The sequence below is a fragment of the Micromonospora sp. CNZ295 genome (assembly GCF_004217535.1).
In genome coordinates, this window is record NZ_SHKZ01000001.1 from 558,205 (window position 1) to 581,582 (window position 23,378).

The window sequence follows — 23,378 nt, forward strand, 5'->3', positions numbered from 1 at the left end:
CCGTACCCGCCGCCGGACGCAGGTCACATCGGCGCGAGCTGATCGAGCCGGCGCAGGATGACTCCCTCGCGAAGCGCCCACGGGCAGATGTCCAGCGCGTCGATGCCCAGGCGGCGCAGCGCCGCCTCCGCGACGACCGCACCGGCCACCAGTTGGTGGGCCCGGCCGGCGCTGACGCCGTCCAGCTCGACGAGCTGTGTCGGCGGGATGTGCCGGATGAAGCCGAGCACCTGGCGCAGCCCGGAGCGGGTGAGCTGGCGGCGGGCCCACAGGCCCGCGCCCGAGGGGGCGGCCCCGGCGAGGCGGGCCAGGGTGCGGAACGTCTTCGAGGTGGCCACCGGCCGGTCCCAGCCCACCCCGACCAGATCCCCGGCCACCGCGTCGAGCTGGCCGGCCACGTACTCCCGCAGCTCCTCGACCAGCCCGGCCGACGGCGGGGTGGCGCTGTCCGGGGTGAGCCCGAGGCGGTCCCGGGTGAGCCGACCGGCACCCAGCGGCAGCGAGATGGCCGCGTCCGGGTCCTCGTCGATGCCCGCCGCGATCTCCAGCGAGCCGCCGCCGATGTCGAGGACCAGCAGCCGCCCGGCCGACCACCCGAACCAGCGACGCACCGCGAGGAAGGTCATCCGGGCCTCGTCCGCGCCGGAGAGGACCGCCAGGCGTACGCCGGTCTCGTCGCGGACCCGCGCCAGCACCTCGGCCGAGTTGGTCGCGTCGCGCACCGCCGACGTGGCGAAGGCCATCAGGTCGTCGGTGTCCAGGGCGGCCGCGGCCTCCCTCGCCAGCCCGACCGCCTTGACCAGCGCGTTCGCCCCGGCGTCGGTGAGCGCGCCGTCCGGGCCGATCTGCTCGGCCAGCCGTAGCACCGTCTTCTCCGAGTGCGCCGGCCACGGGTGGGCGCCGCGGTGGGCGTCGACCACCAGCAGGTGCACGGTGTTGGACCCGACGTCGAGGACACCCAGCCGCATGGTGGAAACAGTAGGGGAAACCGGTTCGGCCGGCTCGCCGGCCCGGGCGCCACACCGCGCGTACGCTGGGCCGGGTGACAGGGCAGATCGAACTCCACGTGCTGGTGGACGACCCGGACGACCCGCGCAGCCGGGAGGTCCCGCTGGACTTCCCCCGCGAGTGGCTCGAGTTCGTCGACCCGGCAGACGAGAAGCACGTCGTGCGGGCCGACCTGACCTGGCTGCTGTCCCGGTGGACCTGCGTCTTCGGGCGGGGCTGTCACGGCATCATCGCCGGCCGGGCGTCCGACGGCTGCTGTTCGCACGGCGCGTTCTTCACCGACTCCGACGACGAGAAGCGGGTCCGGGCCGCGGTCAAGCGGCTGACCCCGGAGACCTGGCAGCACCACCGACGCGGCTTCAAGAACTGGACCGAGAACGACACGGTGGACGGCAAGACGCCGGCCCGGCGGACGGCCACCCAGGGCGGGGACGGCCCCTGCGTCTTCCTCAACGACGCCGGTTTCGCGGGCGGCGGCGGCTGCGCCCTGCACGCGCAGGCGCTGCGCGACGGCGTGCACCCGCTGGAGTACAAGCCGGACGTCTGCTGGCAGCTGCCGATCCGCCGCGACCAGGACTGGGTGAAACGGCCGGACAACACCAAGGTGCTGGTCTCCACGCTCGCCGAGTTCGACCGCCGGGGCTGGGGCGCCGGCGGGCACGACCTGGACTGGTGGTGCACCTCGTCGACCGACGCGCACGTCGGCGCCGAGCCGGTGTACGTCTCCTACGGGCCGGAGCTGACCGCCTTGATCGGCGCGCCCGCGTACGCGAAACTCGCCGAGCTGTGCGCCACCCGCGCCCGTCAGGGCCTGGTCGCCCCGCATCCCGCCGACCCGGCCTGAGCCGCCCACGAGGCGCCCCCTCGACACGATCCGTGACGAGCGACGAACCACGCGGACGCGATCGAGCGGCGGGGCGGGCGGCCGTCACGGCTCGAACTTGTAGCCCAGACCGCGAACCGTGACGATGTGGCGCGGAGCCGACGGTTCCGGCTCGACCTTGGAACGCAGGCGCTTGACGTGCACGTCCAGGGTCTTCGTGTCGCCCACGTAGTCGGCACCCCAGACCCGGTCGATGAGCTGCCCCCGGGTCAGCACCCGGCCGGCGTTGCGCAGCAGCAACTCCAGCAGTTCGAACTCCTTGAGCGGCAGCTGCACCGGCGCGCCGTCGACGGTGACCACGTGCCGCTCGATGTCCATCCGGACCGGGCCGGCGGCCAGCGTCGGCGCACCGGACTCGGCCCCCTCGGCGCTCCGCCGGCGCAGCACCGCCCGGATGCGGGCGACCAGCTCCCGCGGCGAGTACGGCTTGGTCACGTAGTCGTCGGCGCCGATCTCCAGGCCGACCACCTTGTCGATCTCGCTGTCCCGCGCCGTGACCATGATGATCGGCACGTGCGAGCGCTGCCGGAGCTGCCGGCACACCTCGGTACCCGACATCTCGGGCAGCATCAGGTCGAGCAGCACGATGTCCGCGCCGGTCCGGTCGAACTCCGTGAGGGCCGCGGGGCCCGTCGCGGCGACCGACACCTCGAAGCCCTCCTTGCGGAGCATGTACGACAGGGCGTCGGAGAACGACTCCTCGTCCTCGACCACCAGAACGCGGCTCAAGGGATGTCCTTTCCTCACTGTCAGACCTGCCGGAGCTCGGCCGGGTCGGCGTCGATCCCATCGGCGGGCGGTATCACCAGGAGGTCGTCCGGTGGGCGGGCGGGCAGCCGGAGGGTGAACGTCGACCCACCACCAAGAGTGCTCTCGACCTCGACCCGTCCGCCATGGTTGCTGGCGATGTGCTTGACGATGGCGAGCCCGAGACCGGTACCGCCGGTCGAGCGGGACCGGGCCTGGTCGGCCCGGTAGAACCGCTCGAAGATCCGGTCCACGTCGCTCGGGGCGATGCCGATGCCCTGATCGGCGACGGCGATCGTGACGTGTTCGTCGTCCGTCCGCGCGGTGATCCGGACCGTGGTGTCATCGGCCGAGTAGTTCATGGCGTTCTCGACCAGGTTCGACACCGCGGTGGCGAGTTGGCTTCCGCTGCCGTACACGGTCAGCCCCCGCTCGCCGTCGACGACCACGTCGATCCGGCGGGCACTGGCGCTGGTCCGCGTCCGGTCCACCACCTCGGCGACCAACCAGTCCACGGCGACCGGCTCCGGCGCGGGCTGCGGCTCGGCGCCCTGCAACCGGGTCAGCTCCAGCAGTTCCTGCACCAATCGGCCCAGGCGGGTCGACTCGTGCTGGATCCGCTCGGCGAACCGGCGCGCGGCGACCAGGTCCTCGGAGAGGCCCGGCTGCTCCGCGCCCGCCGGCTCGGTGGCGTCCAGCAGCGCCTCGGCGAGCAGTTGCAGCGCCCCGATCGGCGTCTTCAGCTCATGGCTGACGTTGGCCACGAAGTCGCGCCGGACCCGGGCCAGCCGGTGCGCCTCGGTCACATCGGCCGCCTCCACGGCGACGTAGCCGGCCCCCAGGCCGATCGCCCGCAGGTGCACGCCGAGCGGATTCTCCGCGGCGCCGTCGCGGCCCCGGGGCAGGTCCAGCTCGATCTCGCGGCGCACGCCCGTGCGCCGCACCTGCCCGACGAGCGTACGGATCAGCGGGTGGGCGGCGATCGAGCCCGGGGTGGCGCCGGCGCGGAGCAGCCCCATCGCCCGGGACGCCGGGTTGACCAGGACGGGCACGTCGTCGGCGTCGAGCACCACGACGCCGACCCGGAGGGAGTCGATCGCCCGGCGGCCGAAGCCGGACCGCGGATCCTCGCCGATCGCCGGCCTCCCCCGGCGGTCCCGGGCGGCAGCGGCGAACCGGGGCAGGAGCAGTCCCGCCGCCAGCCCGACCACCAGACCGACCGCCGCGGCGACCGTCACCACCCACTCCACGCGGCGATCGTAGGGTCATCGTTAACCTGTCGACCGCTCAGAACGGGACGAAACCCACTGCTTCCGCGAATGTTCACCGTCACGTCCGGTGCCGTTCACCGGGGTTCACCCGCGGTCCGCCCACGCCACCTACCGTGGGCCACGCCCTGCCTCCCGCCGCCGGCAACCGACGGCACCCGACCACAGGACGTGATCCATGCGTGCGGAGTTCCGTGCCGACCTGCAGCTCGTCAACCAGTTCCTGGTGGACCTGGCCGAGGAGGTCCGCGCCGCGATGCGGCAGGCCACCCGCGCCCTGCTCACCGCCGACCGGGCGGCGGCGCAGGCGGTGATCGAGCGGGACGCGGACATCGACGGCCGCTACCGCGACGTCGAGGAGCGCGTCTGCGACCTGCTCGCCCGGCAGGCCCCGGTCGCGTCCGACCTGCGCATGATGATCACCGCCCTGCACGTCGCCGCCGACCTGGAACGCATGGGCGACCTGGCCGAGCACGTCGCGAAGACGGCGCTCCGGCGGCACCCCTCGCCGGCCGTGCCGGCGGAGCTGCGCCCGGTCTTCACCGACATGGCGGGCATCGCGGACGGGCTGGCTGCCAAGATCTCCGCGGTTCTGGCGAAGCCGGACGCCGACCTCGCCGGCGGTCTGGACCGCGACGACGACGCCATGGACGACCTGCACCGCAGCCTGTTCGGGGTGCTGCTCGGGGAGGACTGGCCGTACGGCGTGGAGACGGCGATCGACGCGACCCTGCTGGGACGCTTCTACGAGCGCTTCGCCGACCACGCGGTCAACGTCGGCGAGCACGTCGTTTACCTGATCACCGGCGAATCCACCGCCTGAGGTGACGGAAGGGCCGCTCCCGACGCCTCGCGTCGCGAAGGGGCCCTTCCCACCTACCCGGCCTCGTCAGCGGCCCTGGTTCGCCACCGCGGCGGCGGCGTCCTTCGCCGCCTCCGGGTCCAGGTAGGTGCCACCGAGCGTCAGCGGGCGCAGCTGCGGGTCGAGGTCGTAGCGCAGCGGGATGCCGGTCGGGATGTTCAGCTTGGCGATCGCCTCGTCGCTGATCTGGTCGAGGTGCTTGACCAGGGCGCGCAGCGAGTTGCCGTGGGCGGCCACCAGGACCGTCCGGCCGGCCAGGACGTCCGGCACGATCGAGTCGTACCAGTACGGCAGCATCCGGTCGACGACGTCCTTGAGGCACTCCGTGCGGGGCATCAGCTCGCTCGGCAGCACCTTGTAACGCGGGTCCCCGACCTGCGACCACTCGTCGTCGTCCGCGATCGGCGGGGGCGGGGTGTCGTACGAGCGGCGCCAGAGCATGAACTGCTCCTCGCCGTACTCGGCGAGGGTCTGCTTCTTGTTCTTGCCCTGCAGGGCGCCGTAGTGGCGCTCGTTGAGCCGCCACGACCGGCGCACCGCGATCCAGTGCCGGTCGGCGGCGTCCAGCGCCAGCTCGGCGGTGCGGATCGCCCGACGCAGCAGGCTGGTGTGCACCACGTCCGGCAGCAGGCCGTGCTCGCGCATCAACTCGCCGCCGCGGCGCGCCTCGATCTCGCCCTTCTCGGTCAGGTCCACGTCGACCCAGCCGGTGAAGAGGTTCTTGGCGTTCCAGTCGCTCTCGCCGTGCCGCAGCAGGACCAGCGTCCCGACGGTGGACCCTTCGCTAGCAGTCATGCCGATCATCCTGCCGCACCGGCTCCCCGTACGCGCGGGAAGGGTGGTGACGACCACCACGTGGAAATCCCGGTGACCAGCCTTCCGGGGCGGCACTAGGTTGTAAGGCGCTGCCAGGAGGCCGGTCATTACGAAACGGGGGGGGCGCCGACGTGCGGGCGATGCGGGGTTGGTTACAGGACACGGCCGGCGGCCTGCCCCGGACCTTCTGGTACCTCTGGGGCGGCACCCTGATCAACCGGCTCGGCTCGTTCGTCCTGGTCTTCCTCGCCATCTACCTGACCCAGGAGCGGGGCTTCTCGGCCGCGCAGGCCGGCCTGGTCCTCGGGCTCTGGGGCGTCGGCGGCGCGGTCGGCACCACCATCGGCGGCACGCTCACCGACCGCTGGGGTCGCCGGCCCACCCTGCTCACCGCCCACATCGGCGCGGCGAGCATGATGCTGGCCCTCGGCTTCGCCCGGGAACTGGAGCTGGTGGCGCTCGGCGCGCTCCTGCTCGGCCTGTTCGCCGAGGCGGCCCGGCCCGCGTTCGGCGCCATGATGATCGACGTCGTTCCGGAGAAGGACCGGTTGCGGGCGTTCTCCCTGAACTACTGGGCGATCAACCTCGGCTTCGCCTGCGCGGCCATCCTCGCGGGGGTCGCGGCCCAGGCCGGTTACCTGCTGCTCTTCGTGGTGGACGCGGTCACCACGCTGATCACCGCCCTGATCATTTTCGTCAAGGTCGGCGAGACCCGCCGTCCGGTGGCGGTCGCCGCGGGGCGGCCGGCCGCGCCGTCCGGGGCGCTGCGCACCATCCTGTCCGACCGGGTCTACCTCGGCTTCGTGGCACTGAACCTGTTCGGCGCGCTGGTCTTCCTCCAGCACATCTCGATGCTGCCGATCGCCATGGGCGACGCCGGGCTCAGCCCCGCGACGTACGGCGCGGTGATCGCCCTCAACGGCGTCCTGATCGTGGTGGGCCAACTCTTCGTCCCCCGGTTGATCAAGGGCCGGAGCCGGTCCCACGTGCTCGCCCTGGCGGCGGTGGTGATGGGCGTCGGGTTCGGCCTGACCGCGTTCGCCGAGACCGCCTGGTTCTACGGCCTGACCGTGCTGATCTGGACCGTCGGGGAGATGCTCAACTCGCCGTCCAACGCCACGTTGATCGCCGAGCTGTCGCCGAGCGAGCTGCGTGGCCGCTACCAGGGCGTCTTCTCGCTCTCCTGGCAGGTGGCCGGCGCCGTCGCACCGATCCTCGGCGGGCTGGTCCGGGAACAGGCCGGCAACGCCACGCTGTGGCTGGCCTGTGCCGCGATCGGCGGGCTGATGGCGGTGGGGCACCTGGTCTCCGGGCCGGCCCGGGAACGCCGGGCGGTCGCGCTGCGAACCGCGACGCGTCCGGTGGTGCCGGCCGTCGCGCTGCGCCCGCCCGCGCCCGAGGCGGGCGAGGCCGCCGCGACGGCACCGGCCGAGCCACTTCCGGCCCGCTCCGACGGGGGTACGCGGACCGGCTCGGTCACCGCTGGTCAGCCGTGACCGGCGACACCCTGGCGCGAAAAGACTGATCTTCCTACGGTCGGGAACGGTTCGTTTAGGAATCTGAACTGTTCGGGAGGCGACGGGTGCGAGTGCTGCGCCGCTGGGTGCACGACACGGCCGGCGGGCTACCCGCCACCTTCTGGTATCTCTGGGGCGGCCTGCTCATCAACCGGGCCGGCGCGTTCGCCATGCTCTTCCTCCCGCTGTACCTGACCGAGGCGCGCGGGGCGAGCGAGGCGCTGACCGGGACGATCGTCGGGGCGTACGGGCTGGGCGGGGCGGCCGGTGTGCTGCTCGGCGGCGTGCTCGCCGACCGGTGGGGACGCCGGTCGACCCTGCTCGCCGCCCACCTCGGCACGGCGGCGCTGATGGTGGCGCTCGCGTTCAGCCGGCACCTGGTGCTGATCGCGGTGCTCAGCGCCCTGGTCGGGGTGGTCCACTCGATGCCCAGCCCCGCCTTCGTGGCGGCGATCGTGGACGTCGTACCCGAGGAGCGCCGCTCGCGGGCCTTCAACCTCCAGTTCTGGGCGTTCAACCTGGGCATGGCGGTCGCGTCGCTGCTCGCCGGGATCCTCGCCGAGGCGAGCTTCCTCGCGCTCTTCCTGGTCGACGCCGCGGCCACGCTGACCGCGGCGCTGGTCATCGCCGGGAAGGTGCCCGAGACGCTCGCCGGCGGACGCCGCCGGCGGATCTTGGACACCTCCCGTTCCCAGCGCACGGCAACTGTCCAAGATCTCTCCCGCCGGCGGCGACCGGGGCTGCACACCGCGCTGACCGACCGCGTGTTCCTCACCTTCGTGGGGCTGACCTTCGTGCTCGCCGTGCTGACCATGCAGACCTCCACGATCATGCCGCTCGCCATGCGCGCGGACGGGCTGCGCCCCTCGGCGTACGGCGCGGTGGTGGCACTGGGTGGGGTACTCATCGTCGTCGGGCAGCTCTTCGTACCCCGGTTGATCGACCGGCACCGCAAGGACCGCGTCCTGGCCGTCTCGACGGCGCTCCTGGCACTGGGCTTCGCGGCCCTCGCCGTGGCCGACGAGCTGGCGGTCTACCTCGCGGCGGCGGTGGTCTGGACGGTCGGGCAGATGCTGGCCGCGCCGCCGAACGCCCAGATCAACGCCGAACTCGCCCCGCCCGAGCTGCGCGCCCGGTACCAGTCGGTCTTCTACCTCGCCTTCCCGGCGGCGTCGTTCGTGGCGCCGACGCTCGGCGGCGTGAGCCTGCAGTACCTGGGCGAGCAGCACTGGCTCGTCGTCGGCGGCCTGGGTCTGCTCGCGGCCGGTTGCCACCTGCTCGCCGGCCCGCCCCGGGAGCGCCGGGTGGCCGCCCTGCGCCGGGCCGGCGCGGCCCGCCGCGAACCGGCGCTCTCGGCCGAGCGGTGACCCTGACCGCCGGCCCTGGCCACCGCAGGTTCGCGCGCCGACCGCGCGGCGGCGGCCTCACCAGCTGACGGGGTACGTCCGCGCCGGTGGCGCGAGGTCGGCACCGGGGTACGCAAAACGCCCATCACGAACCCGTGATGGGCGTTTCGCACCGTATGACCGGCGGCGGCGGGCGGCACTCACCCCCGTAAGCGGCACCCGCTCACGCCGCCGGTCCAAACAGGTGGCCACCGTCCCCCAACGGTGTTGTTCCACCCGTCCCCCGCACCACGCTCGATGCACGGATCTGATCGATCCTCCGCTCCCCCGAACGGATCCGAGCGCAGCGCGGTGCAATAAAGTTAGTTCGCCCGGATTGCGGATTCAACCTGGACCGGCTGTCTCGCCGGTCACAGCCCCGATGTCGCCGCTGCCCGGGTCCAACTGTGGCCAACAGCGCATACCCGCCGGGCATTCCCCCAAACACTCACCCGTCCTCCCGATCGGGTGACTCGGTCCGGAAGAAGTTGCTGGTGCGGCCGTCGCGCATCTGCTCCTGGTAGATCAGGTTCAGCTTCCGCTCGTCGAACGTCCGGAACCACTCGTCCCAGGTGATCTCGCGGATCCGGCTGCTCTCCCGGTAGCCGGGCAGGTTGAACGTCAGCACACCCGCGCGGCCCTCCCGCTCGGTGCCCGCGATCGTCGCCGGCCGGGCGTTGCGCTGCTCCGCCCACCGCCGGATGACGTCGTGGTCAGCGGTCACCAGGCTCCGGCCGGGGCGCTCCGGCCGGTCGGCCACCGACGTGATGACCTGCGAAGACCGCACCGACCGCGAGGAGTTCCGTCCGGTGCGCACCGCCGTGCCGCGGGACGGGCCGGCGGCCGTCACCTTCCGCGCGGGCGCGGCTCGCTTCGCCGTCGTGGCCCTCGCGGCCGGCGCCTTCTTCGCGGCCGGCGCCTTCTTCGCGGGCGCCTTCTTCGCGGCCTTCCTCGCCGGCGTCGCCTTGGCGGTGGTCCTCCGCGCGGGCGCCTTCTTCGCGGGCGCCTTCCTCGCCGGGGCCGCCGCACGCGCCGCGGCGGTCTTCTTCGCCGCAGTGGTCTTCTTCGCGGCGGCCTTCTTCGCCGCAGTGGTCTTCTTCGCCGCAGTGGTCTTCTTCGCCGCAGTGGTCTTCTTCGCGGCGGCCTTCTTCGCGGGCGCGGTCTTGTTCGCCGGCGCCGCCTTCGCGCGGGCCGTCGGGGTACGACCGGCCGCCCGCTTGGTCGCCGCCGCGCGACCCGCCGCCGCTCTCGTGCCCGTGGCCCGGCCCGCCGGCCCGGTGGCCGTGCGGGCCGCCCCGCCGGCCCGCCGCGCGGACCGCAGGGTGCGCACCAACGTCCGCACCAGTTCCGGCTTGCGTAGCGCGGAGATGCCGGACACGCCGTGCCGGCGCAACTGCCCGCGGATCTCGTCCACCTTCATCCGGGAGATCTCGGCTTCGGACACCTGCGGGGTGTTCGGAGTCTGGTTTCCTGGCTGTCGCCCGGTCCGGGTCGCGGTCCCGCCGCGACCTGAGCTGCTTCGCTGAGCCATGGACGCTCACGCTCCTTGAGACAGTCCGTCCTCGGCGCGCGGCGGGTCCCAACTGCCGCACCGCGCGGTGCGGCATACCCGTCAGGACCGGCCCGAACCTCCCGGAGCGGGAGCGGGCTCACCGGCAACCGGTGCGGTGCCGTCGGTGGGCTCGAAGAGGTGAGCGAAGGCCGCGAGGTTCGCGGTGGATTCGCCGCGTCTGACCCGCCACTCCCATTCCCGGCGGATCGAGCTGCCGAAGCCGATCTCCAGCATGGTGTCGAAGGACTCGTCGGCGTACGTCAGGACCGCCCCGAGCAGCCGGTCCAGCTCGTCGGCGTCGATACCGGCGGGATTGACCCGGCCGGTCAGGTAGACGTCGCCGACGGCGTCGATGGAGAAGGACACCCCGTACATGCGGGCGTTGCGCTGGAGCAGCCACGCCCACAGCTCCTCGCGGCGCTCGTCGGGCTGGCGCATGACGAACGCCTCGATCCGCAGGGCGTGCTCGCCGACGATCAGGTTGCAGACGGTCTTGAGCTTGTGGGTGCCGGGCAGGGTGACCGCGTACGAGTGCGGCCCGGTGGGCTCGCAGGCCAGGTCCCGCTCGGCGCAGACCGACTCGATCAAGGCCCCGAGGTCGCTCTTACCGCTCATCGCACCCACTCTACGGCCGGCCCGACCCGCTCGCGCGCAGCACCGACCCGGTCCGGCCGGGGCCGCTTCCGGTCACCAGGAGCAGGTCGCGAGCTGGGCGGTCAGGCGGGCGCGGTGCTCGGCGATCGCCTCGCCGTAGACGTCGAGCAGGCCGGACACCGTGCGGTCCCAGGAGAAGTTCGCGGCGTGCCGTTCCGCACCCCGGGCCAGCGCCGTCCGGAGCGTGGCGTCGGGCAGCAGCCGGGCCAGCGAGCCGGCCCAGTCAGCCGGGTCGTGACCGTCGACGAGCACGCCGCTCACCTGGTCGCGTACCGCCGTGACCAGCCCACCGACGGCGGCCGCGACGACCGGCGTACCGCAGGCCTGCGCCTCCAGCGCGACCAGCCCGAAGCTCTCGTTGTACGACGGCACCGCGACCAGGTCGGCCGCCCGGTACAGATCGGGCAGGTCGTCGCCGGTCTGCGGCGGCAGGAACCGCACCTGGTCGGTGACGCCCAGCGAGGCGGCCAGCTCGATGAGGGCGGTGGGCCGGTCGAGCCCGCTGCCGCTGGGGCCGCCGCAGATGACGATCGTCAGCTCCCGGGCGAGCGCGGGGTCCCGCTCCCGCAGCGCGGCCGCCGCGCGGATCAGCACGTCGGGCGCTTTGAGCGGCTGGATCCGGCCGACGAACGCCACGACGTAGCCGCCCTCCGGCAGGCCCAGCCGGCGGCGGGCGGCGATCCGGGCGCGCCCACGGTCGCCGGGGGCGGGACGGAAGCGGGCCAGGTCGACGCCGGGCTCGACGACCGCGACCCGGGTCGGGTCGGCGTCGTACCGGTCCATCAGGTCACCGGCCTCGACCTTCGTGTTGGCGACCAGCCGGTCGGCCTCGGCCACCACCTGCTCCTCGCCGATCACCCGGGGCTTGGGTTCCGGCCGGTCCCCGGCGGCGAGCTGCGCGTTCTTGACCTTGGCGAGGGTGTGCGCGGTGTGCACCAGCGGCACCCCCCAGCGCTCCTTGGCCAGCCAGCCGACCTGCCCGGACAGCCAGTAGTGCGAGTGGATCAGGTCGTAGTGACCCGGCGGGCGGGACGCCTCGGCGCGCAGCACGCCGGCGGTGAACGCGCAGAGCTGGCCGGGCAGCTCCTCCTTGGTCAGTCCTTCGAGCGGCCCGGCGGTGATGTGCCGGACATGCACGCCGGGCGCCATCTCGACCACCGGCGGCAGGTCCCCCGAGGTGGCCCGGGTGAAGATCTCCACCTCGACGTTCGCCTCGGCCAGCCGCCTGGCGACCTCGAGGATGTACACGTTCATCCCGCCGGCGTCACCGGTGCCGGGCTGGTGCAGGGGCGAGGTGTGCACGGACAGGGTCGCGATGCGGCGGGGACGGGGCCACGGACGGGCACCTCGCTGACGACCGACACCGGTGTGCTCTTCCGCCACGTCCGCTCCCTCTGCCACGGTTGTTGCCGTTACGCACTACCGGCGCTTCTCGGTCAACCGATACGCCGGATGTCATCTTCCCGATCGGGGATCGGTAATGCGTCCCGGCGTCTTCGGGGGTGACGGACCTCATCGGTCCGGTACCGGGGATCGGGGGTCAGAATGGGCGGATGACTTCTGTCGCCGTCGTCACCGGGGCGTCCAGCGGGATCGGCGCCGCCACCGCCCGCCGGCTCGCCACCGAGGGGTTCCACGTGCTGGCCGCCGCGAGGCGTACCGACCGGCTCGCCGACCTGGTCGGGGAGATCGAGGCCGCCGGCGGCTCGGCCACCGCGGTGGCCTGCGACGTCACCTCGGACGAGTCGGTGGCCGGCCTCGCGGCCGCGGCGGCGGCCGCACCGGGCCCGGTCACCCTGCTGGTCAACAACGCCGGGGGCGCCCGCGGCCTGGACCCGGTGGAGACCGGCTCGGTCGGTGACTGGCAGTGGATGTACGACGTCAACGTGCTGGGCACGCTGCGGGTCACCCAGGCTCTGCTGCCGGCGCTGGAGTCCTCCGGCGCCGGCACCATCGTCATCGTGTCGTCGACCGCCGGCTTCACCGTCTACGAGGGCGGTGGCGGCTACACCGCCGCGAAGCACGCGCAGACCGCGGTCGCCGGCACCCTGCGCCTCGAGCTGTGCGGCCGGCCGGTCCGGGTCGTCGAGATCGATCCCGGAATGGTGAAGACCGACGAGTTCTCGCTGGTCCGCTTCGACGGCGACGCCGACCGGGCCGCCGCGGTCTACGCCGGGGTACCCGAGCCGCTGGTCGCCGACGACGTGGCGGACTGCGTCGCCTGGTGCGCCACCCGCCCGCACCACGTCAACGTGGACCGTCTGGTGGTCCGCCCGCTGGCGCAGGCCGCGCAGCACAAGGTGCACCGGGTGGGGTGATGGCAGGGCCGGCGCGGCACCCGCTGGGCGTCGTCACCCGGGGGACGACGAACCCCAACCGGCTGCGCCGGGTGGACAACTGGATCGTCGAGACCTGCGGGGACGTGCTGCGCGGGGCCGCCGACCCGCTGGTCGTCGACCTGGGTTACGGCGCCGACCCGGTCACGGCCGTCGAGCTGCGGTCCCGGCTGGCCACCGCGGTCCGTGCCGACGTCCGGGTGGTCGGGCTGGAGATCGATCCGGTACGCGTCGCCGCCGCCCAGCCCGCCGCCGACCCGCCCGGGCTCACCTTCGCCCGGGGCGGCTTCGAGCTGGCCGGGCTGCGCCCGGCGCTGGTCCGCGCGTGCAACGTGCTGCGCCAGTACGACGAGAGCGAGGTCGCCGGGGCCTGGGCGACGATGACCGCCGCGCTCGGCCCGGGCGGCCTGCTGGTCGAGGGGACCTGCGACGAGTTGGGGCGGCTCGGCGGCTGGGTGCTGCTCGACGCCGCCGGCCCGCGCTCGCTGACGCTCGGCGCCAAGCTGACCACCCTGGAGAGCCCCGCGCAGCTCGCCGAACGGCTCCCCAAGGCCCTGATCCACCGCAACGTCGAGGGTGAGCCGATCCACGCCTTCCTGCGCGCTCTGGAGCACGCCTGGCAGGCCGCGGCCGGCTACGCCCCGTACGGCCCCCGTCAGCGCTGGCTGAGAGCGGTGTCCACCGTCCGCGCGTCGGGCTGGCCCGTCCTGGGCCGCCCCCACCACTGGCGCCACGGCCGGGTGACCATCCCCTGGCCCGCCGTCGCCCCCACCCACCCGCCGCGTTGATCATGAAGTTGTCGCCGTCCGACTCGGCGTACCGCCAGCCATGACTTCATGGTCAACGGGCGGATCGATGGCCCAGGTTGTGGGGCTAGAGGGCGCAGTTGATCAGGACGGGTTCGGGGTGGAGGGTCACGCCGAAGCGGGTTTCCACGCCCTGGCGGATCTCTCTCGCCAGGGCGACCAGGTCCTCCGTCCGGGCGGTGCCGGTGCGGTGGGTCAGGGCCAGGGTGTGCTTGGTCGAGATGGTGACCGCACCTCCGGCGCCCGGGTGGCCCTTGCCGAAGCCGGCCTTGTCGATCAGCCAGGCGGCGCTGACCTTCACCGTGCCGTCGGCGCCCGGCCAGGACGGGGGCTCGCCGATGTCGGCGGCCCGCTCCCGCAGGCGCTCGTACGCGGCCCGGTCCAGCACCGGGTTCGTGAAGAACGAGCCGACCGACCAGGTGTCCGGGTCGGCGGCGTCGAGCACCATGCCCTTGCCGGCGCGCAGTCGCAGCACGGCGGCGCGGGCGTCGACCAGCGGCACCCGGTCGCCGACCGCGACGCCGAGCGCGCGGGCGAGTTCGGCGTACCGGATCGGGCCGGACAGCGGCGACCGGGCGAGGCGGAAGTCGACCGACAGCACGACCCACCGGTCGCTGTACTTGAAGATGCTGGACCGGTACATGAAGCCGCAGTCGGCCGCCGCGATCCGGTCGGTGGTCCCGGCCACCCGGTCGTAGACCCACACGCCGGTGATGGTCTCGGCGACCTCCTGGCCGTACGCGCCGACGTTCTGGATCGGGGTGGCGCCGGTGGAGCCGGGGATCCCGGAGAGGCACTCCAGGCCGGACCAGCCGTTGGCGACGGTGGCGGCGACCAACTCGTCCCAGGGCTCGCCGGCCTCGACGCGTACCGTGACGGTGTCGGCGTCCTCCGCGACCACCTGGAGGCCGCGCGAGCGGACCAGCACCACGGTCCCCGGGAAGCCGGCGTCGCCGATCACCACGTTGCTGCCCCCGGCGAGGATCAGGATCTTCTCCCCCCGGTCCCCCGCCTCGCGCACGCTGCGGACGAGCTCGTCCGCGTTGCTGGCCGTGACCACGCGGGTGGCCAGGCCGCCTAGCCGCAATGTCGTGTATCGCGCCAAATGACACACGGCGTCGGGTTCGGCTCCGGTTGTCGGCTGGGTGTGGACGTCGGACACGCCCTTCACCCTAGGCTGAGGGGTAGCCGCGGCGCCCACTGGTGGCCCGGTCACCCCCGGGAGGATGGCGATGAGCAGATTGCACGGCACGAAGGACTTCTGGATCGGGGCGCTCCGGGCGGAGGGCCCGGCGTTCGCCGCCGCTGTCGCCGAGGCACCCCCCGAGACGCCGGTGCTGTCGTGTCCCGGCTGGACGGTGACCGACCTGACCCGGCACCTCGCCGGCGTCTACCGCTGGGCGCACGGGGTCGCGTCCGCCAACGCCACCACGGCTCCGGCCCGCCGGTCCCAGCCGGTGGAGCCGGGTCCGGGTGAGACCGCGCTGCAGCTCTGGCAGCAGGCGTACGACGAGCTGATGGCCCTCTTCGACCGGCTCGACCCGGAGGCCCCGGCGTGGAACTGGGCCCCGCAGCCCAAGAAGGCGGGGTTCTGGTCCCGCCGGATGGCGCACGAGACCGCGGTGCACCGCTGGGACGCCCAGCTCGCCATCGCCGCAGGTGAGCCGATCGAGGCGAAGCTCGCGGCCGACGGGGTGAGCGAGGTGCTGGACACCTGGCTGCCGGCCGGACGGCGGCGGGCGGGCGGGCCGTGGCACGGGGTGGTGCAGTTGTCGGCGCCGGACGCGGCGCAGGAGTGGTTCCTGCGGCTGCGCGGCGAGGGGGTGGCCCTGCTGGACACCGCCACCATCTTCGACCACGACGACCACCACGCCCGGGTCCAGGTCAGCGGCACCGCCAGCGACCTGCTGCTGGCGCTGTGGGGGCGGGTCGGCTTCGACAACCTCACGATCGCGGGTGACCACGGCCTGCTGGAGGGCCTCCGGGTGGGCTGACCACCGCACCCGCGCCTAGCCGAAGGAGTGGCTGTTCCGACGCGAACAGCCACTCCTTCGGTGTGTAGAGGCCGAATATCACGGCCCGACAATGGCGAGAGAGCGCTCTCTTGACATCGGCGGGAGGTCGGGCGAGGCTCTGTGAGAGCGCTCTCTCATCGTCCTCCACCACCCACCGACCTGAGAGGGGTCCGAGACATGGGTGCCATCCCGCGCCGCCGCCTCGCGGCGGTCGCCCTCATAGCCGCCACCTCCCTGCTCGCCACCACCGCCTGCGGCGGGGGCGACGACGCCGCCGGCGACGGCACGATCACGCTCACCGTCGACGTGTTCGGCCAGTTCGGCTACGAGGAGCTGTACAAGCAGTACATGGACGCCAACCCCGGCGTGAAGATCGTCGAGCGGGGCACCGGCGGCAACCTGGACGAGTACTCCCCGAAGCTGACCCAGTGGCTCGCCGCCGGCAAGGGCGCGGGCGACGTGGTCGCCATCGAGGAGGGGCTGTTGGTCGAGTACAAGGCCAACCCGGGCCACTTCGTCAACCTGCTCGACCACGGCGCGGGCGAGCTGAAGGACAACTTCCTGGACTGGAAGTGGAACGCCGCCCTCACCGCCGGCGGCAAGCAGCTGATCGGGCTCGGCACCGACGTCGGCGGCATGGCGATGTGCTACCGCACCGACCTGTTCGCCAAGGCCGGTCTGCCCACCGAGCGGGACGCGGTGTCCGCGCTCTGGCCGACCTGGTCGGACTACATCCGCGTGGGCGAGAAGTTCACCGCCGCCAAGACCGGAGCGTCGTTCCTGGACGCCGCCACCAACACGTTCAACACCATCGTGCTGCAGACCGCCGGCAACACGACCGGCTACCACTACTACGACACCAGCGACAACCTCGTCGTGGACACCAACCCGGCCGTCAAGCAGGCCTGGGACACCACCATGGACATCATCGACTCCGGCCTGTCCGGCAAGTACGGCGCGTGGTCGGAGGAGTGGGTCTCCGCCTTCAAGCAGGCCAAGTTCGCGACGATCGCCTGCCCCGCCTGGATGACCGGGGTCATCGAGGGCAACGCCGGCGCGGCCGCCAAGGGCAAGTGGGACATCGCCCGGGTGCCGGGCAACGGCGGCAACTGGGGCGGCTCCTACCTCGCGGTGCCGAAGCAGAGCAAGCACCAGGCGGAAGCCGTCAAGCTGGCCAAGTTTCTGACCAGCACCGAGGGCCAGATCGGGGCGTTCAAGGCCAAGGGCCCGCTGCCCTCGTCGCCGCAGGCGCTCGAGGACCCGGCCGTCGCCGGGGCCACGAACGCGTACTTCTCCGACGCCCCGGTCGGGCAGATCTTCGCCGCCGGCGCCAAGAGCCTCAAGCCGGTCTACATGGGCCCGAAGAACCAGGCCGTCCGCACCGAGGTGGAGAACGCCGTCCGCACCGTCGAGCTGGGGCAGCGCAGCCCCGAGCAGGGCTGGAACGACGCGGTGACGAACGCGAAGAAGGCCGCCGCCAAGTAGCCGCTCCCCGCTCCCCCACCGGCTCCGCGCACGCCCCGGGGCGGGCCGCCCGCCGTGCCGACCGCGGGCCGGTGGGGAGCGGGCGGCGTGGAAAGGAGTACCCGGGCATGAGCGTGCAGCTTGACGCCCGGCCGCCCGTGGCGGCGGCACCACCCGTGCGGTCCAGCCGCTCCCACCGGCTCAGCCGGTTCGACACGCGCTGGTCGCCCTACCTGCTCGTCGCCCCGTTCTTCCTGCTGTTCGCGGTGTTCGGGGCGTACCCGCTGGTGTACACGCTCTGGGTCTCGCTGCACGACTGGGACCTGCTCGGCACCGACCCCGCGTTCATCGGCGCGGCGAACTACACCAACCTGCTGACCGACCCGGATTTCTGGCACGCGGTGGTCAACACCCTCGGCATCTTCGTCATCTCCACCGTCCCGCAACTGCTCGCCGCCCTGTGGCTGGCGAACCTGCTCAACCGCCAGTTGCGCGCCCGGACCGGCTGGCGGATGGCGGTGCTGGTCCCGAACGTGACCTCCACGGCCGCCGTGGCGATCGTGTTCGGGGTGCTCTTCGGTCGCGAGTTCGGCATGGTCAACTGGCTGCTCGACCTGCTGGGCGTCGACGCGGTCGACTGGAAGTCGAACCGCTTCGCCTCCTGGGTCGCGATCTCCACGATGGTGGACTGGCGGTGGACCGGCTACAACGCCCTGATCTTCCTGGCCGCGATGCAGGCCATCCCGCGCGACCTGTTCGAGTCGGCGGCGATCGACGGCGCCAGCCGGGTCCGGCAGTTCTGGTCGATCACCGTCCCGCTGCTCAAGCCGACGATCATCTTCGCCGTCATCATCTCCACCATCGGCGGTCTACAGCTCTTCACCGAGCCGCGCCTCTTCCACTCCGGGACCAACCCGATCCGCGGCGGACCGCTGCGGGAGTCGCAGACCGTGACCATGTACATGTTCGAGAACGCGTTCGCCCCGCACTACAACTTCGGGTACGGCTCGGCCGTGGCGTGGCTGCTCTTCGCGCTCATCGCCGTCGTGGCGGCGGTCAACGTGCTGGTCATCCGGCGGCTGGGCACCGGCGCCGGGAAGGGAGGCCGGGGATGAGCCGGCTCTGGCGGGCCAGCCCGCTGACCTACGGCGCCCTGGTGGTCGCCGCCTTCGCCTCGGTCTTCCCGATCTGGTGGATGTTCGTGGTGGCCAGCCGGTCCAGCGACGCGATGGGTCAGCTCCCCCCGCCGGTCACCCCCGGCGGGAACCTGGGCGCGAACATCTCCCGGCTCTTCGCCAACACCGACGCGTACTTCCTGACCGGTCTGATCAACTCGGCGATCGTGTCGACCACGGTCACGGTGTCCGTGGTGCTCTTCTCCACGCTGGCCGGGTTCGCGTTCGCGAAGCTGCGGTTCCGTGGCCGGAACGCGCTGCTCATGGTCATCATCGCGACGATGATGGTGCCCACGCAGCTCGGCGTCATCCCGCTGTACCTGCTGATGACGAAGCTCAACTGGAACGACCGGTTGCCGGCCGTGATCGTCCCCGCCCTGGTCACCGGGTTCGGGGTGTTCATGATGCGGCAGTACGCCGCACAGGCGGTCAGCACCGAGCTGATCGAGGCGGCCCGGGTCGACGGCTGCAACACCGCCCGCATCTACTGGAACGTGGTGCTGCCGGCGCTGCGCCCGGCCGCCGCGGTGCTCGGCCTGCTCACGTTCATGACCACCTGGAACGACTTCCTCTGGCCGTACGCTGTCCTGAACGACCCGGAGAACCCGACCGTTCAGCTGTCCCTGCGGGCCCTGTCGGACGGGTACTACCAGGACATGTCCCAGGTGTTCACCGGGACGGCCATCGCGACCCTCCCGCTGCTGCTGGTCTTCGTCCTCTTCGGGCGCCAGATCATCGGGGGGATCATGGAAGGTGCGGTCAAGGCGTGAGTGAGCTTCAATTTCCCGAGAACTTCCGGTGGGGCGCGGCAACCGCCGCGTACCAGATCGAGGGCGCGGCCCGGGAGGACGGCCGCAGCCCGTCGATCTGGGACACCTTCAGCCGTACGCCCGGCAAGGTCCACCGGGGCCACACCGGCGACGTCGCCTGCGACCACTACCACCGGTACGCGGACGACGTGGCGCTGATGGCGGAGCTGGGCCTGCGGACGTATCGGTTCTCGGTCGCCTGGCCGCGCGTCCAGCCGGACGGCACCGGCCCGGTCAACCCGCGCGGGCTGGACTTCTACGACCGGCTGGTGGACGCCCTGCTGGCCCGGGGCATCGAGCCGATCGTCACGCTCTACCACTGGGACCTGCCGCAGACCCTGGAGGACCGGGGCGGCTGGCGGACGCGGGAGACCGCGGAGCACTTCGCCACGTACGCCACCGCGGTGCACGCCCGGCTCGGCGACCGGGTGGGCACCTGGACGACGCTGAACGAGCCGTGGTGCTCGGCCTATCTCGGCTACGGCAACGGGGTCCACGCCCCCGGCGTGCAGGACCCGGGCGCGGCCTTCACCGCCGTCCACCACCTGCTGCTCGGGCACGGCCTGGCGACGCGGGCGCTGCGGGCGGCCGGCGCGCAGACCGTGGGGATCACGCTCAACCCGGCGGACGTCCGTCCCGCCGACCCGGACAGCGCCGCCGACGCCGCCGCGGTACGTCTCGTCGACGGCCTCCAGAACCGGATCTTCCTGGACCCGCTGTTCCGGGCGGCGTACCCGGAGGACGTGCTGGAGCACGTCGGCAGGATCGTGGCGCCGACGTTCATCCGGGACGGCGACGAGAAGCTGATCGCCGCCCCGGTCGACCTGCTCGGCGTGAACTACTACCAGCCCACGTACGTGGCCGGCCGGCCGGACGGCGCCGGCGGCGGTGGCGCGTTCCCCGGCACCGACGGGGCGGTGGAGTTCCTGCCGCCGGCCGGGCCGCTCACCGACATGGGCTGGATGATCGAGCCGGCCGGGCTCACCCGGTTGCTGGAGCGGCTGGCCGCCGACTACCCGGGGGTGCCGCTGCTGATCACCGAGAACGGGGCGGCCTTCCCGGACAAGGCCGGGCCGGACCCGGCCGGGGAGGTCATCGACGCCGACCGGATCGCGTACCTGGAGGGGCACCTGCGCGCGGCGCACCAGGCGATCGCCCGCGGCGTGGATCTGCGCGGTTATCTCGTATGGTCGTTCCTGGACAACTTCGAGTGGGCCGAGGGCTACCGGAAGCGGTTCGGGATCGTCCACGTCGACTACCTGACCCAGCGGCGCACACCGAAGGCGAGCGCCCGCTGGTACCAGGAGGTGATCTCCCGGAACGGGCTCTGACGGGCGGAGGGCGACGACCGTGGCGAGCGGGGGGACGACGGCGATGACGGCGGCACAGCGACCGACGCTCGAGGCGGTGGCCCGGCTGGCCGGCGTCTCCCGGGCCACCGTGTCCCGGGTGGTGAACGGCTCCACCACGGTGGCCGAGCCGATCCGCGAGGCGGTCCGCCGGGCGGTGGCCGAGCTGGGGTATGTGCCGAACCTGGCGGCCCGCAGCCTGGTAACCCAGCGGACCGACTCGATCGCGCTGGTCATGCCCGAGGCGGCCACCCGCGTCTTCTCCGACGACCAGGTCTTCCCCGGCATCATCCGGGGCGCGGCGCAGGAGCTGGAGGCGGCCGACAAGCAGCTCGTGCTGATGCTCGCCGGCTCGCCGGCCGGGCACGAGCGGGTGGAGCGGTACACCACCGGCCGGCACGTCGACGGGGTGCTGTTCGCCTCGCTGCACGGCGCCGACCCGCTGCCCGGCCGGCTGGCCCGGCTGGGCATCCCGGTGGTGTGCAGCGGCCGGCCGCTCGACGGCGCGGACGTGCCGTACGTCGACGTGGACCATCTCGGCGGGGTGGCCCGGGCGGTGCGGCACCTGCTCGACAGCGGCCGGCGGCGCATCGCCACCATCGCCGGCCCGCAGGACATGGTGGCCGGCATCGAGCGGCTCGCCGGCTATCGGGAGACGGTCGCCGCCGCCGGGCTGCCCGAGCGGGTCGCGTTCGGCGACTTCACCCGGGAGTCCGGGGCGGCGGCGACGCGCCAGCTCCTCGCCGAGCACCCCGACCTCGACGCGGTCTTCGCCGCCTCCGACCTGATGGCGCACGCCGCCCTGCGTACGCTCCGCGAGGCGGGGCGGCGGGTGCCGGACGACGTCGCGGTGATCGGCTTCGACGACATCGAGACCGCCGCGTACACCGAGCCGCCGCTGACCACCGTCCGGCAGCCGATCCAGGAGATCGGCCGGCAGATGACCCGGCAGTTGCTGCGGCTGGCGGCCGGCGAGCCCATCGAACCGACGGTCGTCCTCCCGACGGAGCTCATCCTCCGCGAGTCCGCGTGAGCGGAGGGCCCCCTGTTGAACGCCCCGAAATTGGGTCGAGCGCCCGCCCACCCGAGGGCTAGCGTCGGGCCGTGCCTCAACTTCTCCACGTCCCGACCCTCGCCGACGCCGAGTACGCCTACGTCGCCACCGTCGAGCCGCCGGCCCGCCTCGTCTACACCGCCGGGGCCTGCCCGCTGGACGCCGACGGCCGTACCGTCGCCCCCGGTGACCACGTCGCACAGGCCCGGCAGGTGATGGCCAACCTGGAGACCGCCCTGGCGGCGGCCGGAGCCCGCCTCGCCGACGTCGTCAAGACCACCGTGTACGTGGCCTCGGCCCACCAGCCGGACCTGGTGGCCGTCTGGCAGGTCGTCCGGGACGCCTTCGGCGACCACGACCCGCCCAGCACCCTGCTCGGCGTGGCCGTCCTCGGCTACGCCGACCAGCTCGTCGAGGTCGAGGCCGTCGCCACCGTGGGCGCCGCGTGAGGATCCGCCCCGCCGTCCCGGACGACGCGCCCGCCGTCGTGGCGCTGCGCACCCGGGTCCTCCCGTTCCTGGTCCGGGGCGTGGCGTCGACCCGACAGATGATCGCCCAGCCGCCACCGGACCAGCACTGGACGGCGTTCGTCGCCGACGTCGACGGTGCGGTCGTCGGCTGGGTGTCGGCGTACCGCTACGCCGGGTCGACCCGGTCGGTCGGCGAGATCTCGCTCCTGCACGTCCACCCCGAGCACCGGGGGCAGGGCATCGGCAGCGCGCTCGTGGCCGCCGCCCTGGACCACCTCGCCCCGCTCCGGCTCCCGCTCCTGCACGGGCGGGCCCTGCCCGAGTCGCTGCCGTTCGCCGAGCGGCACGGCTTCACCCCGAGCCGCGAGGAACGCTTCTCCGCGCTGGAGCTGGCCGCCCTGCCGCCGCTGCCCGACGTGCCGGTTGGCGTCCGGCTGGTGTCGCTGTCCGAGGTCGACCCGCGCCGGGTGTACGAGGTGGAAGCGGCCGCCAGCGGCGACGAGCCGGGGGACATCCCCTCCGACGCCCTCACGTACGAGCACTGGCGGGCGGACACCTGGGACAACGTGGGCCTGGACCGGGCGGCCAGCACCGCTGCCGAGGTGGACGGCGTCCTGGCCGCGATCAGCCTGGTCAAACGCGACGGCACCCGGATGTGGTCGGACTACACCGCCACCGTGCCGCAGCACCGGGGGCGCGGGCTGGCGTCGGTGGCGAAGCTGGCCGCCCTGCACCGGGCCGCCGCGAGCGGGGTGACCACCGCGTACACCGGCAATGACGAGGCGAACGGTCCGATGCTCGCGATCAACGAACGCCTCGGCTACCGCCCGGTCGCGTCCCAGTGGTCCTGCCTGCGGGAGCTGGCCTGACCGACGTGGCTGGCGCGGGCCCACCGGACGAAGCGCTCGGCGAGGTTGTCCGGCGGGGCGCAACCGTTCAAGGCGGCAAGGTTCTCGGCGGCCTCAGCCTGAAGAGCAGCGAGGTAGATCAGCAGCGCGGGACGATTGCCCCGGTACTCGCCGAGGAGACGCAGCTTCGCCGGTGAACAGGGCCAGGCGATACCGCACGCGGCACAGCGCCAGGTCGGCCGGGACGGGAGTGCGCGTACGCGGAGCGACGAGGCCGCCGGCTCGCCGACGAGGAATCCCGATAGGCCGGCCATCGGAGGCGAGCCTGACGCCGGCAATACCGCCATGATCGCGCTCGAA

The 23,378-nt window shown here is 73.0% G+C and carries 23 protein-coding genes; 14 read left to right on the forward strand and 9 right to left on the reverse strand.

Going from position 1 to position 23,378, the window contains the following annotated elements:
• Positions 1 to 23: 23 nt before the first annotated feature.
• A complete protein-coding gene (locus EV376_RS02600; RefSeq protein WP_130320552.1) occupies positions 24 to 968 on the reverse strand; it encodes a Ppx/GppA phosphatase family protein in 945 nt (314 codons plus the stop codon).
• 74 nt (positions 969 to 1,042) lie between these two features.
• On the opposite strand from EV376_RS02600, the gene EV376_RS02605 reads away from it, so the two are divergent.
• Positions 1,043 to 1,852 carry a DUF3109 family protein gene (locus tag EV376_RS02605; protein ID WP_130320553.1) on the forward strand — a complete coding sequence of 270 codons (810 nt, stop codon included), beginning with the start codon at positions 1,043 to 1,045 and terminating at the stop codon, positions 1,850 to 1,852.
• An 84-nt stretch (positions 1,853 to 1,936) separates the two neighbouring features.
• Here the strand turns inward: EV376_RS02605 and EV376_RS02610 are convergent, their stop codons facing one another.
• Positions 1,937 to 2,620 (reverse strand): response regulator transcription factor, encoded by a 684-nt coding sequence (locus EV376_RS02610; RefSeq protein ID WP_130320554.1) that lies wholly within the window; start codon positions 2,618 to 2,620, stop codon positions 1,937 to 1,939.
• 20 nt (positions 2,621 to 2,640) lie between these two features.
• Positions 2,641 to 3,849, reverse strand: a complete 1,209-nt coding sequence (locus EV376_RS02615) for a sensor histidine kinase (RefSeq protein WP_486482855.1) — start codon at positions 3,847 to 3,849, stop codon at positions 2,641 to 2,643.
• A gap of 235 nt (positions 3,850 to 4,084) precedes the next feature.
• Between EV376_RS02615 and phoU the strand changes: the two genes are divergently transcribed.
• On the forward strand, positions 4,085 to 4,729 hold the full coding sequence (phoU, locus tag EV376_RS02620; protein WP_130320556.1) for a phosphate signaling complex protein PhoU: 645 nt from the start codon (positions 4,085 to 4,087) through the stop codon (positions 4,727 to 4,729).
• Positions 4,730 to 4,795: 66 nt separating this feature from the next.
• Here the strand turns inward: phoU and EV376_RS02625 are convergent, their stop codons facing one another.
• Positions 4,796 to 5,563, reverse strand: a complete 768-nt coding sequence (locus EV376_RS02625; RefSeq protein ID WP_130320557.1) for a phosphoglyceromutase — start codon at positions 5,561 to 5,563, stop codon at positions 4,796 to 4,798.
• Positions 5,564 to 5,724: 161 nt separating this feature from the next.
• On the opposite strand from EV376_RS02625, the gene EV376_RS02630 reads away from it, so the two are divergent.
• Both EV376_RS02630 and EV376_RS02635 read left to right on the forward strand, forming a co-directional pair.
• Positions 5,725 to 7,080 (forward strand): MDR family MFS transporter, encoded by a 1,356-nt coding sequence (locus EV376_RS02630; RefSeq protein ID WP_207228013.1) that lies wholly within the window; start codon positions 5,725 to 5,727, stop codon positions 7,078 to 7,080.
• Positions 7,081 to 7,166: 86 nt separating this feature from the next.
• Positions 7,167 to 8,468 carry an MFS transporter gene (locus tag EV376_RS02635; RefSeq protein ID WP_130320559.1) on the forward strand — a complete coding sequence of 434 codons (1,302 nt, stop codon included), beginning with the start codon at positions 7,167 to 7,169 and terminating at the stop codon, positions 8,466 to 8,468.
• A 466-nt stretch (positions 8,469 to 8,934) separates the two neighbouring features.
• Here EV376_RS02635 and EV376_RS02640 read toward each other — a convergent pair whose 3' ends face one another.
• The 3 genes from EV376_RS02640 to mshA form a co-directional block, all read right to left on the reverse strand.
• On the reverse strand, positions 8,935 to 9,906 hold the full coding sequence (locus EV376_RS02640) for a hypothetical protein (protein WP_486482856.1): 972 nt from the start codon (positions 9,904 to 9,906) through the stop codon (positions 8,935 to 8,937).
• Positions 9,907 to 10,098: 192 nt separating this feature from the next.
• Positions 10,099 to 10,653: a type III secretion system chaperone family protein gene (locus tag EV376_RS02645; protein ID WP_130320561.1), complete on the reverse strand. Its 555-nt coding sequence runs from the start codon at positions 10,651 to 10,653 to the stop codon at positions 10,099 to 10,101.
• 72 nt (positions 10,654 to 10,725) lie between these two features.
• Positions 10,726 to 12,075 (reverse strand): D-inositol-3-phosphate glycosyltransferase, encoded by a 1,350-nt coding sequence (gene mshA / locus EV376_RS02650; protein ID WP_130320562.1) that lies wholly within the window; start codon positions 12,073 to 12,075, stop codon positions 10,726 to 10,728.
• A gap of 170 nt (positions 12,076 to 12,245) precedes the next feature.
• Between mshA and EV376_RS02655 the strand changes: the two genes are divergently transcribed.
• Both EV376_RS02655 and EV376_RS02660 read left to right on the forward strand, forming a co-directional pair.
• A complete protein-coding gene (locus tag EV376_RS02655) occupies positions 12,246 to 13,010 on the forward strand; it encodes an SDR family NAD(P)-dependent oxidoreductase (protein ID WP_130320563.1) in 765 nt (254 codons plus the stop codon).
• Entirely contained in the window at positions 13,010 to 13,816 is an 807-nt protein-coding gene (locus EV376_RS02660) for a class I SAM-dependent methyltransferase (RefSeq protein ID WP_130320564.1), read from the forward strand. Before EV376_RS02655 ends, EV376_RS02660 begins: the two co-directional genes overlap by 1 nt.
• 85 nt (positions 13,817 to 13,901) lie before the next feature.
• Here EV376_RS02660 and EV376_RS02665 read toward each other — a convergent pair whose 3' ends face one another.
• Positions 13,902 to 14,996 carry a UDP-N-acetylmuramate dehydrogenase gene (locus EV376_RS02665; protein ID WP_165437937.1) on the reverse strand — a complete coding sequence of 365 codons (1,095 nt, stop codon included), beginning with the start codon at positions 14,994 to 14,996 and terminating at the stop codon, positions 13,902 to 13,904.
• A gap of 70 nt (positions 14,997 to 15,066) precedes the next feature.
• On the opposite strand from EV376_RS02665, the gene EV376_RS02670 reads away from it, so the two are divergent.
• The 8 genes from EV376_RS02670 to EV376_RS02705 all read left to right on the forward strand — a co-directional run bounded on the left by EV376_RS02670 (position 15,067) and on the right by EV376_RS02705 (position 23,039).
• Positions 15,067 to 15,828, forward strand: a complete 762-nt coding sequence (locus tag EV376_RS02670) for a maleylpyruvate isomerase family mycothiol-dependent enzyme (RefSeq protein WP_130320565.1) — start codon at positions 15,067 to 15,069, stop codon at positions 15,826 to 15,828.
• A gap of 198 nt (positions 15,829 to 16,026) precedes the next feature.
• Entirely contained in the window at positions 16,027 to 17,334 is a 1,308-nt protein-coding gene (locus tag EV376_RS02675; RefSeq protein ID WP_130320566.1) for an extracellular solute-binding protein, read from the forward strand.
• A 107-nt stretch (positions 17,335 to 17,441) separates the two neighbouring features.
• Positions 17,442 to 18,428, forward strand: a complete 987-nt coding sequence (locus EV376_RS02680; RefSeq protein ID WP_130320567.1) for a carbohydrate ABC transporter permease — start codon at positions 17,442 to 17,444, stop codon at positions 18,426 to 18,428.
• Positions 18,425 to 19,258: a carbohydrate ABC transporter permease gene (locus EV376_RS02685; protein WP_130320568.1), complete on the forward strand. Its 834-nt coding sequence runs from the start codon at positions 18,425 to 18,427 to the stop codon at positions 19,256 to 19,258. Before EV376_RS02680 ends, EV376_RS02685 begins: the two co-directional genes overlap by 4 nt.
• Entirely contained in the window at positions 19,255 to 20,628 is a 1,374-nt protein-coding gene (locus EV376_RS02690) for a GH1 family beta-glucosidase (RefSeq protein WP_130320569.1), read from the forward strand. The genes EV376_RS02685 and EV376_RS02690 overlap by 4 nt, the downstream gene beginning before the upstream one ends.
• A gap of 43 nt (positions 20,629 to 20,671) precedes the next feature.
• Positions 20,672 to 21,679, forward strand: coding sequence for a LacI family DNA-binding transcriptional regulator (locus EV376_RS02695; RefSeq protein ID WP_130320570.1), 1,008 nt, complete (start codon positions 20,672 to 20,674; stop codon positions 21,677 to 21,679).
• A 71-nt stretch (positions 21,680 to 21,750) separates the two neighbouring features.
• Complete coding sequence (locus EV376_RS02700; RefSeq protein ID WP_130320571.1) at positions 21,751 to 22,149, forward strand: RidA family protein; 399 nt, start codon at positions 21,751 to 21,753, stop codon at positions 22,147 to 22,149.
• Positions 22,146 to 23,039, forward strand: a complete 894-nt coding sequence (locus EV376_RS02705; protein WP_130320572.1) for a GNAT family N-acetyltransferase — start codon at positions 22,146 to 22,148, stop codon at positions 23,037 to 23,039. Before EV376_RS02700 ends, EV376_RS02705 begins: the two co-directional genes overlap by 4 nt.
• Here EV376_RS02705 and EV376_RS02710 read toward each other — a convergent pair.
• Complete coding sequence (locus tag EV376_RS02710) at positions 22,991 to 23,332, reverse strand: hypothetical protein (protein ID WP_486482497.1); 342 nt, start codon at positions 23,330 to 23,332, stop codon at positions 22,991 to 22,993. The two genes, EV376_RS02705 and EV376_RS02710, sit on opposite strands and share 49 nt — an antisense overlap.
• Positions 23,333 to 23,378 lie beyond the last annotated feature (46 nt).

Coding starts and splice junctions, on each gene's coding strand:
- EV376_RS02600 (WP_130320552.1), bottom strand. CDS start 968: ATGCGGCTGGGTGTCCTCGACGTCGGGTCCAACACCGTGCACCTGCTG.
- phoU (WP_130320556.1), top strand. CDS start 4,085: ATGCGTGCGGAGTTCCGTGCCGACCTGCAGCTCGTCAACCAGTTCCTG.
- EV376_RS02625 (WP_130320557.1), bottom strand. CDS start 5,563: ATGACTGCTAGCGAAGGGTCCACCGTCGGGACGCTGGTCCTGCTGCGG.
- EV376_RS02630 (WP_207228013.1), top strand. CDS start 5,725: ATGCGGGGTTGGTTACAGGACACGGCCGGCGGCCTGCCCCGGACCTTC.
- EV376_RS02640 (WP_486482856.1), bottom strand. CDS start 9,906: ATGAAGGTGGACGAGATCCGCGGGCAGTTGCGCCGGCACGGCGTGTCC.
- EV376_RS02645 (WP_130320561.1), bottom strand. CDS start 10,653: ATGAGCGGTAAGAGCGACCTCGGGGCCTTGATCGAGTCGGTCTGCGCC.
- EV376_RS02655 (WP_130320563.1), top strand. CDS start 12,246: ATGACTTCTGTCGCCGTCGTCACCGGGGCGTCCAGCGGGATCGGCGCC.
- EV376_RS02660 (WP_130320564.1), top strand. CDS start 13,010: ATGGCAGGGCCGGCGCGGCACCCGCTGGGCGTCGTCACCCGGGGGACG.
- EV376_RS02670 (WP_130320565.1), top strand. CDS start 15,067: ATGAGCAGATTGCACGGCACGAAGGACTTCTGGATCGGGGCGCTCCGG.
- EV376_RS02675 (WP_130320566.1), top strand. CDS start 16,027: ATGGGTGCCATCCCGCGCCGCCGCCTCGCGGCGGTCGCCCTCATAGCC.
- EV376_RS02680 (WP_130320567.1), top strand. CDS start 17,442: ATGAGCGTGCAGCTTGACGCCCGGCCGCCCGTGGCGGCGGCACCACCC.
- EV376_RS02685 (WP_130320568.1), top strand. CDS start 18,425: ATGAGCCGGCTCTGGCGGGCCAGCCCGCTGACCTACGGCGCCCTGGTG.
- EV376_RS02695 (WP_130320570.1), top strand. CDS start 20,672: ATGACGGCGGCACAGCGACCGACGCTCGAGGCGGTGGCCCGGCTGGCC.
- EV376_RS02710 (WP_486482497.1), bottom strand. CDS start 23,332: ATGGCCGGCCTATCGGGATTCCTCGTCGGCGAGCCGGCGGCCTCGTCG.